General features: G+C 72.8%; 14 protein-coding genes. 6 read left to right on the forward strand and 8 right to left on the reverse strand.

Going from position 1 to position 11,672, the window contains the following annotated elements; translation table 11 throughout:
* The first annotated feature begins 23 nt into the window (after window positions 1-23).
* The 3 genes from EV374_RS20105 (at window position 24) to EV374_RS20115 (ending at window position 2,580) form a co-directional block, all read left to right on the forward strand.
* The gene (locus EV374_RS20105) at window positions 24-863 is read left to right on the forward strand and encodes a helix-turn-helix domain-containing protein (protein WP_486485859.1); all 840 of its coding nucleotides are present in this window, start codon (window positions 24-26) and stop codon (window positions 861-863) included.
* 66 nt (window positions 864-929) lie between these two features.
* On the forward strand, window positions 930-1,511 hold the full coding sequence (locus tag EV374_RS20110) for a dihydrofolate reductase family protein (protein WP_132237618.1): 582 nt from the start codon (window positions 930-932) through the stop codon (window positions 1,509-1,511).
* 70 nt (window positions 1,512-1,581) lie between these two features.
* Window positions 1,582-2,580, forward strand: coding sequence for a tyrosine-type recombinase/integrase (locus tag EV374_RS20115; protein WP_132237620.1), 999 nt, complete (start codon window positions 1,582-1,584; stop codon window positions 2,578-2,580).
* Window positions 2,581-2,670: 90 nt separating this feature from the next.
* Here the strand turns inward: EV374_RS20115 and EV374_RS20120 are convergent, their stop codons facing one another.
* Genes EV374_RS20120 through EV374_RS20125 form a run of 3 tightly spaced genes read right to left on the reverse strand, consistent with a single transcriptional unit; the run spans window position 2,671 to window position 4,485 of the window.
* Complete coding sequence (locus tag EV374_RS20120; protein WP_165947845.1) at window positions 2,671-3,156, reverse strand: TrkA C-terminal domain-containing protein; 486 nt, start codon at window positions 3,154-3,156, stop codon at window positions 2,671-2,673.
* A 34-nt stretch (window positions 3,157-3,190) separates the two neighbouring features.
* Window positions 3,191-3,457, reverse strand: coding sequence for a hypothetical protein (locus EV374_RS33540; RefSeq protein ID WP_486485860.1), 267 nt, complete (start codon window positions 3,455-3,457; stop codon window positions 3,191-3,193).
* Window positions 3,364-4,485, reverse strand: coding sequence for an ArsB/NhaD family transporter (locus EV374_RS20125; protein ID WP_486485861.1), 1,122 nt, complete (start codon window positions 4,483-4,485; stop codon window positions 3,364-3,366). The genes EV374_RS33540 and EV374_RS20125 overlap by 94 nt, the downstream gene beginning before the upstream one ends.
* A 487-nt stretch (window positions 4,486-4,972) precedes the next feature.
* Here EV374_RS20125 and EV374_RS20130 point away from each other — a divergent pair, with 487 nt between their 5' ends.
* The 3 genes from EV374_RS20130 (at window position 4,973) to EV374_RS20140 (ending at window position 7,152) form a co-directional block, all read left to right on the forward strand.
* Window positions 4,973-5,929: a HAMP domain-containing sensor histidine kinase gene (locus EV374_RS20130; protein WP_132237624.1), complete on the forward strand. Its 957-nt coding sequence runs from the start codon at window positions 4,973-4,975 to the stop codon at window positions 5,927-5,929.
* Window positions 5,926-6,573 (forward strand): response regulator, encoded by a 648-nt coding sequence (locus EV374_RS20135; protein WP_132237626.1) that lies wholly within the window; start codon window positions 5,926-5,928, stop codon window positions 6,571-6,573. The genes EV374_RS20130 and EV374_RS20135 overlap by 4 nt, the downstream gene beginning before the upstream one ends.
* 120 nt (window positions 6,574-6,693) lie before the next feature.
* Window positions 6,694-7,152, forward strand: coding sequence for an Rv0361 family membrane protein (locus EV374_RS20140; protein ID WP_132237628.1), 459 nt, complete (start codon window positions 6,694-6,696; stop codon window positions 7,150-7,152).
* A 4-nt stretch (window positions 7,153-7,156) separates the two neighbouring features.
* Here EV374_RS20140 and EV374_RS20145 read toward each other — a convergent pair whose 3' ends face one another.
* From EV374_RS20145 to EV374_RS20165, 5 genes are all read right to left on the reverse strand, one after another.
* A complete protein-coding gene (locus EV374_RS20145) occupies window positions 7,157-7,870 on the reverse strand; it encodes a thymidine kinase (protein WP_132237630.1) in 714 nt (237 codons plus the stop codon).
* Window positions 7,871-7,932: 62 nt separating this feature from the next.
* Window positions 7,933-9,321 (reverse strand): MFS transporter, encoded by a 1,389-nt coding sequence (locus EV374_RS20150; RefSeq protein WP_132237632.1) that lies wholly within the window; start codon window positions 9,319-9,321, stop codon window positions 7,933-7,935.
* Between the two features lie 18 nt (window positions 9,322-9,339).
* Complete coding sequence (locus EV374_RS20155) at window positions 9,340-10,101, reverse strand: glycerophosphodiester phosphodiesterase family protein (RefSeq protein WP_132237634.1); 762 nt, start codon at window positions 10,099-10,101, stop codon at window positions 9,340-9,342.
* 47 nt (window positions 10,102-10,148) lie between these two features.
* The gene (locus EV374_RS20160) at window positions 10,149-10,727 is read right to left on the reverse strand and encodes a hypothetical protein (protein ID WP_132237636.1); all 579 of its coding nucleotides are present in this window, start codon (window positions 10,725-10,727) and stop codon (window positions 10,149-10,151) included.
* Window positions 10,728-10,751: 24 nt separating this feature from the next.
* Complete coding sequence (locus EV374_RS20165; protein ID WP_132237638.1) at window positions 10,752-11,528, reverse strand: lysophospholipid acyltransferase family protein; 777 nt, start codon at window positions 11,526-11,528, stop codon at window positions 10,752-10,754.
* Window positions 11,529-11,672: the final 144 nt, after the last annotated feature.

An 11,672-nucleotide genomic window follows, 5' to 3' on the forward strand; every position in this document is an offset into this window, starting at 1 on the left:
AGGGCGTCGGCGATGCTGTGGGCGTGGAGTACGTGTCCAGAGTGCCGCGACCGCCGCTGGACGGGCTGATCGACGACCTTTACTACCTGGAGGGCGCGTCGCCGTACGCCCGGCTGACGCTGCCGCCGATGCCGGCGGCGTTGCTCATCGTCAACCTCGGCGCGCCGTTCCGCATCCGCGCCGGCACCGACATCGAGCCGGCCGGGTACGCCGACGGCTGCGTGGTCACCATGCCCACCCGCGCCTTCGAGTTCGGCTACCCACTCCGGACCCGGTCCGTCGGCGTGCACTTCAAGCCGTGGGGGCTGGCGCCGTTCCTGCCGATGCCCGCAGCCGAGCTGTGCGACCGGCCGGTGACGGTGGAGCAGGTGTGGGGCCGGCCCGCCATTGCTGAGCTCCGGGACCGGCTGGCCACGGCGGACGGACCGCACGAGATGCTGACGCTGCTCGAGGAGGAGCTGACGCGACGGCTGTGCGAGATGGCCGGCCTGGGACTGGTCCGCCATACGAGCAGCGTCATCGCGGCGGCCAGCGGGGCGGTGGCGATCGGCGACCTGAGGGTGGCAGCCGGCGTCAGCAGCACTCATCTGGCACAGCGGTTCAAGGAGCTCATCGGCGTCACGCCGAAGCGGCTGGCCCGCACCTACCGCTTCGCCGCCACCGTGTTCTCGATCAACCCCGCCGAACCGATCGACTGGGGCGACCTCGCCGGTCGCGCCGGCTACTTCGACCAGGCCCACTTCGGCCACGAGTTCCGGGCGTTCACCGGGCTCACGCCGACCCGGTACGTCGAAGTCCGTCGGCAGTTCCTGCGTGAGCATCCCGGCCACGTGCTGGACAGCTGGCCGCTGCCGGCCGATTGATTTCTTACAAGAGCGACAGCTCACGACACGTCAACATGGGGGCATCCCACAGCAGAGGAGCGCCCCATGGGCAAGGTGGTCATGTACAGCTCGGTGTCGGTGGACGGCTTCGTCGCGGACGAGAACGACCAGCCCGGACCGCTGTTCGACTGGTTGTCCAGCGGTGACGTGCCGTTGGACTCCAGCGGTCAGCTGAAGGTGTCGCAGACGTCCTACGACTACACCCGGGCGTACTGGGACCAGATCGGGGCAACAATCGTCGGCCGCCACGTCTTCGACATGACGGACGGCTGGGACGGGAAGCCTCCGGGCGGGGTCGACCACGTGGTCGTCGTGACGCACCGGCCGGAGCCCGAGGGCTGGGACCCCGAGGCGCCGTTCCACTTCGTCGACGGCGTCGAGGCAGCCGTGGCCAAGGCGCAGGCGCTTGCGGGTGACCGCATGGTGGAGGTCGCCGCTGGCGACGTCGGCGGCCAGGTGTTTGCCGCGGGCCTGGTCGACGAGGTGCGCATGGACGTCGTACCCGTCGTGTTCGGGTCCGGCAAGCGCTACTTCGGGTCGGTCCACGCGCAGCACCTGTTGGAGGATCCCGACGTGACGATTCAGGGCAACCGGGTGCTGCACCTGCGCTACCGGGTGCGCCGTTGACCGATCCGAGCGGGCACGCGTAGGGCGCGCCTCCTCCCGTTCTCGACCCGAAGCTGAGAACCTTTTTCACATGCTCTCCCCGAATGCTCCGGCGCGGCCAAGCCGGCCCACCCCGCTGGCCCTGCCCGGGGGGCCCGTCGACTTCACCGAGGCGTGGCTGCGTAACCGGCGGCTGTCCGAGCACACCCGCGACGCGTACCGGCGGGACGTCGCCGGCTGGCTCGCGTGGTGCGCGGCCCGCGAACTGGACCCGTTGCAGGCGAACTTCCTGCACGTCAACGAGTACGGCCGGGCGCTGGAGGCCACCCTCGGCGCGCGCACCGGCAAGCCGCTGACCCCCGCCACCGTCGCCCGCCGGCTCTCCGCCCTGTCCAGCTGGTACGACTTCCTGGTCAAGCTGCGCGCGGTCGAGGCCAACCCGGTGGCCGGCGCCGACCGCCCCCGCATCGACCGGGACCACTCAGCAACCGTCGGGCTGGCCCCTGAGGAGGTCGACGCGCTGCTCGCCGCCGCCGAGGCCGACACCGGGCCGACCGCCGCCCGCAACCGGGCCGCGATCGCGTTGCTGGCCGACCTCGGCCTGCGCGTGGGGGAGCTGGTCTCGCTCGACCTGGCCGACCTCGGCGCCGAACGGGGCCACCGCAGCGTGCGGTTCGTCGGCAAGGGCGGCAGGCCCCGCCGCCGCGCCCTGACCCCCGGCACCGCGTACGCCCTCGACGCGTACCTGGCCCAGCGGGCCGCCGCCCAGGGTGTGGCGGTGCACGAGCTGACCGGCCCGCTGCTGGTCACCGCCAGCGGGGCCAGGCTGGACCGGCACGCCATGTTCCGGCTAGTGCGCCGGCTGGCCCGCACGGCCGGTATCCCGGCCTGGGCGAGGCTGTCGCCGCACTCGTTGCGGCACGCGTTCGCCACCACCGCCCGCGCCGAGGGCGTGCCCCTGGAGGACGTGCAGGACGCGATGGGTCACGCCGATCCGCGCACCACCCGCCGCTACGACCGGGACCGGCACAACCTCGACCGCGATCCGGCGTACGCCATCTGGGCGGCCCGGGCCCGCCGCCGCGGCTGAGGTGCACGGCGCGGAGATCTCCGCCCCCGCCGGTGCTCCGGTGTGTAAGGAAGGGCCCCTTCCTTACACCAACGAAGCGCGTGCACCGGCCTACGGGTCCGTGTGGATCAGCGCCCGGCTCAGCGCCTCGATGCTCTGCTGGCCTCCGGCGACGATCAGGACGTCGCCGTGGGCGAGGACGTGCCCCAGCCCCGGTGCGGTGACCGTCCGCCCGTCGCGGACGACGGCGACGACGCTCACCCCGTTGACGCGCGCGACGGCCTCGGCCAGGGTCCGGCCGTCGTAGGGCGACGCGGCCGTCACCGGCAGCTCGACGACGCTGATCGCCTCCCGGTGGCGTTCCAGGTGCGTGACGTGGTCGATGGTGGCGATGGGGTGCAGCAGCTCGGCCACCTCCTGCGCCTCCGTCGGGCTGAGGGTCACGGACCGTTCCACGGTGTCCGGGTCGCCGGGGGCGTAGACGACGACGTCCCGCCGCCCGCCGCGATGGCAGACGACCCCGATCACCTGTCCTTCCCCGGTGTGCAGGGTGTAGCCGACCCCGATGCCGGGCAGCGGCATGCGTTCTATCTGCATCATTGCCTCCTGTCGTGTTGCACAGCGGAGCGGCCTACGCCACGAAGTAGCGCAGCCACACGTACACCCAGGCGATCACCGTGGTCATGATCGTGGTGACGATGCCGTAGCGGGTGAACTGCCAGAAGCTGATCGGCTCCTTGGCGCGGGCGGCGATGCCCAGCACGACGATGTTGGCGCTGGCCGCCACGGCCGTGCCGTTGCCGCTCAGGTCGGCGCCCAGGGCGAAGGACCACCACAGCGCCTGGCCGGTACCCGGATCCGGGGCCCCCGCGACGAGGCCCTCCACGATCGGCGCCATGCCGCGTAGGGGATGTTGTCGAAGAACGCGCCGAGCACCGCCGAGCCGAAGACCAGGCCCGTCGCCGCCGCGAAGTAGTTGTCGCCCACGGCGTCGCTGGCCCGTTCGCCGATCCAGCTGATCACCCCGGTCTCGGTCAGACCGGCGACCATCACGAACAGGCCGGTGAAGAACACCAGCGTCGGCCATTCGGCCTCGCCCAGATAGGCCGACTTGTCCGTCCTGGACACCAGGACCATCAGCCCGGCGCCGAGCAGCGCGACGACGGCCACGTCGATGTGGATCACCGTGTGGAGCGTGAAGGCGACGATCACCAGGCCGAGCACGACCAGGCAGCGGATCAGCAACCGCGGGTCGGTGATGGCGGCGCGGGCGTCCATGTCGCGTACCGCCTCGAACCGCTCGGGGCGGTGTACGAACGCCCGGCGGAACATGACCCGTGCCAGCACCAGGAACGCCAGGAACATCAGGACCGTGACCGGGGCCATGTGCCAGAGGAAGTCGTTGAAGCTCAGCCCGGCGCGGCTGCCGATGATGATGTTGGGTGGGTCGCCGATCAGGGTGGCCGCGCCGCCGATGTTGGCGGCGAGCACCTCGGCGATCAGGAACGGCGCGGCGGGCATGCCCAGCCGGCGGCACACGGAGATGGTGATCGGGGCGACCAGCATGACCGTGGTGACGTTGTCCAGGACCGGCGAGGCGATACCGGTGATCGCGACGAGCAGCACCATCAGCCGGTACGGCCGCCCCTGCGAGCGCTGGGCGGCCCAGATCGCCATGAACTCGAACACGCCGGTCTGCTTGATCACCCCGACGATGATCATCATGCCGAGGAGCAGGAAGATGACGTCCCAGTCGATGCCGGCGTGGTGGCCGTAGAACACGTCCGAGCCGGGTACCAGCCCGAGCGCGGCCATCAGGCCGGCGGCGCCCAGCACCACCGCGACCCGGTTGATCTTCTCGGTGGCGATGAAGACGAACGCGACCGCGAAGATGACGATCGCGGCGAGGGCGGGCCACGCGCTCACGGGCACCCGCCCGGCGGACCGTGCTCCACCCCGGCGCGCCGCTTCGCACAGGTGACCGTCTCCGCTTCCGGTGGCGCGGGTTCGGTCACCATCGGATGACGGTTCACAGGGTCCTCCCGGTTCGGCGCGGCGCGGCGGGGAACGCCCGCACGGGCGGCGACAGAGGGAGCCGCGCACGGGGGATCGGAGCCCGGAACGGCTCCCGGCCCCGGGCTCGCGTTCATGGTCATCGGTCCACTGCGGGTCGACATCGGGGCTGACACCCATTTGCCGCCGGCCCGGGTAGGTGCCCGGCCTGCCGGCGGCCCGGCGGACCTGCGGCGATAATGGGTGCCGGCACGCATTTACAGCAGGCGCCCCGGCCGACAGGCTGGCCAGGACGAGGGTGATCACCGCCGCGGCGCGGGCCGGCCCGCCGCGTGCCGGAGCGCGGACGAGCGCCGGAGTCGCAGGGCCTCGGAACCGGAGCGGGAGGAGAGGTGCCGTCGTGTCGCTGTTCTGGCGGATCTTCCTGCTCAACGCCGCCGTGCTCGTCGCCGCCACGCTGCTGCTGCTCGGCCCGGTCACGGTGTCCACCCCCGTGCTGCTCACCGAGGCCCTCGTGCTGACCGTGGGCCTCGCCGCGATGCTGGTCGCCAACGCCGCGCTGCTGCGTGTCGGCCTCGCGCCGCTGCACCGGCTGACCCGGGCCATGACCACCATCGACCTGCTGCAGCCCGAGCCCCGCCCGGTCCCGGCCGGGCAGGCCGGCATCGCAGACCTGATCCGCGCCTTCAACGCCATGATCGACCGGCTGGAGGCGGAGCGGGCCACCAGCGCGGCCAGTGCCCTGTCCGCCCAGGAGGCCGAGCGCCGGCGCGTCGCCCAGGAACTGCACGACGAGGTCGGCCAGACCCTGACCGCGGTCCTGCTCGAACTCAAGCAGGTCGCCCGGCACGCGCCCGAACCGGTCCGCGCCCAACTCGCCCAGGTGCAGGAGACCACCCGCGACAGCCTGGACGAGATCCGCCGCATCGCGCGCCGGCTGCGTCCCGGCGTACTGGAGGAGCTCGGCCTGACCAGCGCCCTCAAGGCGCTCGTCACGGAGGTCACCGGCCACACGGACCTGTCCGTGCGCCAGCACCTCGACGCCGACCTGCCCACCCTCGACGGCGAGGCCGAACTGGTGATCTACCGGGTGGCGCAGGAGGCCCTCACCAACACCGTCCGGCACGCGCGGGCCGCCACCGCCGAGCTGTCGCTGACCCGTGGACCGGGCCACGTGCAGCTGCGGATCCGCGACGACGGCCGGGGCATCGGCGACGCCGCCGAGGGCGCCGGCGTACGCGGCATGCGGGAGCGGGCCTTGCTCATCGGCGCCCAGCTCAGCGTGGGGCCCGGCCCGGGCGGCGGCACCGAGGTGCGGCTGCGGGTGCCGGTCGGCGACCGGGAGGGCCGGCCGTGACCACCCGCATCCTGCTCGCCGACGACCACGCCCTCGTCCGCCGTGGCGTGCGCCTCATCCTCGACAGCGAACCGGACCTGACCGTCGTGGCGGAGGCCGGCGACGGCGCGGAGGCTATCGCCCTGGCCCAGACCGAGCGTCCCGACCTGGCCATTCTCGACATCGCCATGCCACGGCTGACCGGCCTCCAGGCGGCCCGGGAGTTGTCCCGCCAGCAGCCGGGCCTGCGCATCCTCATCCTGACCATGTACGACAACGAGCAGTACTTCTTCGAGGCTCTCAAGGTCGGCGCCAACGGCTACGTGCTCAAGTCCGTCGCCGACCGCGACCTGGTGGAGGCGTGCCGCGCCGCCGTCCGCGACGAACCGTTCCTCTATCCGGGTGCCATCAACGCCCTCATCCGCACCTACCTGGAACGCAGCGCGCGGGGCGAGAGCGTGCCGGCAAGGGCCATCACCGAACGCGAGGAGGAGATCCTCAAGCTCGTCGCCGAGGGCCACTCCTCCAAGGAGATCGCCCGCCTGCTGTTCATCAGCGTCAAGACCGTCGAGCGGCACCGGGCCAACCTGCTGCAGAAGCTCGGCCTCCGGGACCGGCTGGAACTGACCCGCTACGCCATCCGGGCCGGGCTCATCGAGCCGTGACCGCGCTCGGCGGGCCGGGCGGCGCTCGGCGCCGGCGGCGACCGCGACCCGACCGGCCGGTACGGGACGACAGGGCCGACTTTCCTGCGGGCGGGCCCACCGGTTCTCTACGGTCGACAGGTGGGCGCTGAGCAGCCGTGGAGCCGGCCGGCCCGTCGGAGCCGTCCGGTGCGTACCGGGTTGGTGTTCGCGGGCGTGACCGTGCTGCTGTGCTGCATCGGGGTCGCCGGGCTGGGCGCCTGGAACGTGCAGGTGGTCACGCAGGCCAGCGGCCCGGTGCGGGAGACCGCCGACGGGTTCCTGCGGTCGGTGGCGGCGGGCGACACCGACGGCGCGTACGACCGGCTCTGCGCCGACGCGCGCAGCCGGTGGAGCCCGATCGGGTTCACGAGCTGGCTGCGCACCCCGCCGCTGGTCAACGGCTACGAGATCGTCGACGTGTCGGTGGCGACCCGGGGCGGCAGCCCGCGCGGCACGGTAGCGGTGCGGCTGACCCGCGACAGCGGCCTCACCGAGGAGCGGAAGCTGTCAGTGGTGCGCGAGGACGGCGACTGGCGGGTGTGCGGCGACCCGTACTGACTCCTCAGCGGCGGGGGCCGAGCTCGCCCGCGCGGTAGTGCCGGCGGCAGAGCACCTGGTAGCGCACCTCGGCGCTGTCCACGGTGTCCCCGATGACCACCTGCAGGCCCTCGCGGACCACCCGGCCGTCGACGACCCGGGCGTTGAGCAGCCCTTCCCGGCCGCACCAGCAGAGCACCTCGACCTGGATACGGGCCACCTCGTCGGCCAGTTCGAACAGCCGCTGCGCGGCCGGGAACAGGCACGAGCGGAAGTCGGTGGCCAGCCCGAACGCGTACACGTCGACGTCGTAGCTGTCGACCAGCTCCGCCATCTGCTCGACGTGCTCCAGGTTGTAGAACGACGCCTCGTCGCAGATCAGGTAGTCGACGCGTACGCCCTCGGCCCAGGTGTCGCGCACCAGGGTGCGCAGGTCCAGATCGTCGGTGACCTCGACGGCCTCGTGCGCCAGGCCGATGCGCGTGGTGACCTGCGGGCCGAGCGAGCGGTCGATGCGGGTGGTGACGAGGCCGCGGCGGCCCTGCCGGGAGTGGTTGTAGTTCATCTGCAACGCCATCGTGGACTTGCCGCAGTCCATCGGCCCCCAGAAGAACTTCAACGCCGCCGCGTGCAGCGGACGCCCGTCCACGCCTCGCGCCGCGGCGCACCCGGCGGGGGAGTCGTCGGGGCCCAGCGGCGGGCGCGCCAGGCAGGTCGGGGCGGTGGCGTGGACGGTCACGGTCGGGCAGCCTAGCCGATCGACACCCGCTGATCCGGCCCGTGCGGACGGGCCCGCGTTGCTCAGAGCACCCGGGGCGGGGTGTTGCCGGCGGCGACGATCGCCCGGCGGATCGGCACGGCCAGCAGCAGCAGGAACCCGACGACGAAGAAGATCAGCAGGGACACCAGGCCCACCCGGTAGGAGTTGGTGAGCTGGAACACGATGCCGAAGGCCAGCGGGCCGAGCCAGCTGGTGCCCTTGTCGCTGATCTCGTAGAAGCCGTAGTACTCGCCCTCCTTGCCGGCGGGGATGAGCTGGCTGAACAGCGACCGGCTCAGGGCCTGGCTGCCGCCGAGCACCAGGCCGATGGCGGCGCCGAGGATCATGAACGGCACCGGCGCCTCGGCGGGCAGCCGGAACGCGCCGAGGATCACCCCGGTCCACAGCACCAGGCTGATCAGCACGGTCTTCCAGGCGCCGATGCGCTTGGCGAGGGCGCCGAGCAGCAGCGCGCCGCCGAAGGCGAGGAACTGCACCAGCAGGATGGTGACGATCAGGGTGCTCTGCCCGAGCTTCAGCTCCTCGGTGCCGTACTGGCTGGCCAGGGCGATGACGGTCTGGATGCCGTCGTTGTAGACCAGGAACGCCAGCAGGAAGAACAGCGTCAGCGGGTACGCCTTGATCTCGCGCAGGGTGCGGCCGAGCTGACGGAACCCGTCGGTGACCGGGTTGCCGCCGGCCCGCGCGGCGGCCGTGGGGTGCTCGCGCAGCCAGCGCAGCGGGATCAGGGTGAACACCGCCCACCACACGCCGGCGGACACGATCGACCAGCGGGCCAGGTCGAGGGTGCGCTGGTGGTTGCCCTCCTCGCCGAGCATGCTGACCGCGACGAGGTTGAGCGCCAGCAGCAGGCCGCCACCGAGGTAGCCGAGCGCCCAGCCGCGGCTGGAGATGCCGTCGCGGTCGTCGGGGCCGCCGAGCTGCGGCAGGAACGAGTTGTAGACCACGACACCGGCGCCGAAGGCGATGTTGGCGACCATGAACAGCGCCCCGCCGAGCAGGTACCGGTCGCCGGTGACGAAGAGCATGCCGACGGTCGCGCCGGCGCCGATGAAGGCGGCGGCGGCGAGCAGCCGCTTCTTGTGCGCCGAGCGGTCGGCGATCGCGCCGACGACCGGCAGCGCGAACACCGTGAGGAACACCGACAACGACACCAGGTACGGGAAGTACGAGCCGGCGGCGACCTTGATGCCCAGCGGGTACACGTAGCCGCCGCAGGTGTCGGCGCCGAGTTCGCAGCCGGCGGCGAGTTCGGTGACGGTGGTCAGGAACGGGCCGAGGAAGACGGTGATGACGGTGGTGGAGAAGGCGGACATCGCCCAGTCGTAGAAGTACCAGCCGCTGCGTTCGCGGCGGGTGCTCGCCGGGGCGGGGGTGTCGTCCACGGCGGGGGTGACGGTCTCGGCCATCGGGGTCCTTCGAACGGTTCAGGCGGCCCAGTGGCCGCGGCTGCGGTAGACGTCGCGCAGCACGCCGACGTGATCGGTCATGATGCCATCCACTCCGAGGTCGAGTAACTCGTGCATCTCGGCAGGTTCGTCGATCGTCCAGACATGCACGTGCAGTCCGAGTCGGTGGGCGTGTCGCAGGAACCGGCGGTCCACCACGGGCACCCGCCCGTAGCGCACCGGCACCTGTGCGGCGACCACCGACGGGGGCAGTCGCAGCGGTCGGCCGGTCAGCGACGCCATCCGCAGCCGGGCCACCCCGCGCATGCCGAGGCTGCTGGCGACGCGCCCCTGCGTCAGGGCGCGCAGCCGGGCCAGCCGGGCGTCGCTGAACGAAGCCAGCAGCACCCGGTCGCCGGCCCCGACGCGCGCGACGGTGGCCACGGTCGGCTCGACGCCGCCGTCGGCCTTGACGTCGATGTTGAACCGCACCTGCGGCCAGGCGTCGAGGATCTCGTCGAGGCGGGGGACCACGGCGGCGCCGCCGACGCGTACCGAGGCCAGGTCGGCCCAGCGCAGGTCGGCGATGCGCCCCGGCTCGCCCGTGACGCGGGTGAGCGTGGCGTCGTGGAAGACCACCGCGACGCCGTCGGCGGTGCCGTGCACGTCGGTCTCGACGTACCGGTAGCCGAGCCCGACCGCCCGGGCGAACGCGGCGGCGGTGTTCTCGTCGCCCTCGGCGGCGCCGCCCCGGTGGGCGAAGGCCAGCGGTGCGGGGCCGTCGAGGTAGGCGTGGGTCACGCGGGGAGTATGCCGGGGCGAGGTGGCCGGCCGGCGGCCGGACCGGGTCAGCTCCAGTCCGTCTGGTGGCCGGGCCGGCGCAGCAGGGCGAGCAGCTCGTCGTCGGAGGGGTGGTGGGTGCGGGTGAGCGGAGCACGCAGGTCGTCGACGGTCACCGGATCCGGACCCTGCACGCTGACGCTGAGCACCTTCTCAGCGCCGAAGAGGTACAGCGCGGTGGCGGGGTCGCTGTTGTCGGTGTCCCGGGTCACGACGAGGGTGAGGCCGTCGCCGGCGTCGGTGCAGACGTGGATCGTCCGGACGTCGCAGTCGACCCCGTCGGCGAGGGACCCGTCGGGGGCCGGGTGGTGCTGCTGCCACACCACGGGCACCGTACGGCCGTCGCGGGTGCGCAGGCCGTAGGCGATGTCGAGACCGAGCCGGTCCAGCCAGCCGAGGGTGCCGGAGCGGGGCAGGTCGTCGGGGACCAGCAGGTCGTCGGGAGGCCAGGGGGAGGAGCGGGTCAGGTCGCTGAGATCCCGGCGGTCCTTCGCGTCGTGGTACGCCGAGCGCAGGACGGCGTACCCGCCTGCGCAGACGAGGACGAGCAGGGCGAGGACGAGCAGCGGCAGGCGCGGGCGGAGCACCTCGCCATTGTGCCCCCGCGGGGATCAGGTCCTTCCGGAGCGCTGGGAGCGGCTGGTGTCGATCGGGCGACCCGGGTCGACGTGGCGGGGCCTGTCGGGCTCGTCGGGCCGCAACGGCACCAGCGAATCGGTGATGGCGCCGATGATCCGGTCGGTGGCGCGTAGGGCGGCGCCCGGGGTTTCCGGCGTCAGGTCGGCGAGGTCCACCGGGTCGCCGAAGTGCACCCGCACGACCGGACGGCGCAGCAGGGAACGGGCGATCCCGCGCAGCAGCCCCTTCGGGGCGCGGTAGGGCACCACCTCGTGGGAGCCCCACTGGGCGACCGGGACGACCGGGGCGCCGCAGGCCAGGGCGAGGCGGGCGGTGCCGGTCTTGCCGCGTTCGGGCCACATACCGGGGTCCAGGCCGATGCGGCCCTCGGGGTAGACCAGGATGACCGAGCCGGCGGCGACCGCCGTGGCGGCCTCGTCGAGGGCCCGGCCGACGGCGGCGGTGCCCCGGTCGACGCGCAGGTGCCCGGCGTGGCGCATCAGGGCGCCGATGACGGGGGTGCGGAACAGCCCGCCGGTGGCCATGATCCGGGGGGCGACGCCCCGGGCGCGGCAGGCGGCGGCGAGCACCACGGGGTCGCACGGGCTGATGTGGTTGGCGGCCAGGATCAGCGGGCCCCGGCGCAGCGCCTCGGGCACGTCGCCGCTGACCTCGAGGCGGGCCAGGAGCGCGACGACGACGCGGGCGAACAGCTGTGCGGCACGCCAGAACAGGGGCGGCTGCCAGGTCGGTGGGCGGGTGGTGTCCATCAGCGCGCATGGTCGCACGCGCGGGCCACCCCGCGGAGCGCCGGGGCCGTCCGGCAGAGGTGATCAGGGTCATTGGTCCCGGGTCGCTTCGGGACCCCCGCCCCTGCCGATTCTTCTACGACGCGCAGTAGTATTTACTACGTC

Source organism: Micromonospora sp. CNZ303, from assembly GCF_004345505.1.

What these genes read in the sequence shown, in the direction of transcription:
- EV374_RS20110 (WP_132237618.1), top strand. Translation starts at nt 930, where the DNA reads ATGGGCAAGGTGGTCATGTACAGCTCGGTGTCGGTGGACGGCTTCGTC.
- EV374_RS20115 (WP_132237620.1), top strand. Translation starts at nt 1,582, where the DNA reads ATGCTCTCCCCGAATGCTCCGGCGCGGCCAAGCCGGCCCACCCCGCTG.
- EV374_RS20120 (WP_165947845.1), bottom strand. Translation starts at nt 3,156, where the DNA reads ATGCAGATAGAACGCATGCCGCTGCCCGGCATCGGGGTCGGCTACACC.
- EV374_RS33540 (WP_486485860.1), bottom strand. Translation starts at nt 3,457, where the DNA reads ATGGCGCCGATCGTGGAGGGCCTCGTCGCGGGGGCCCCGGATCCGGGT.
- EV374_RS20150 (WP_132237632.1), bottom strand. Translation starts at nt 9,321, where the DNA reads ATGGCCGAGACCGTCACCCCCGCCGTGGACGACACCCCCGCCCCGGCG.
- EV374_RS20165 (WP_132237638.1), bottom strand. Translation starts at nt 11,528, where the DNA reads ATGGACACCACCCGCCCACCGACCTGGCAGCCGCCCCTGTTCTGGCGT.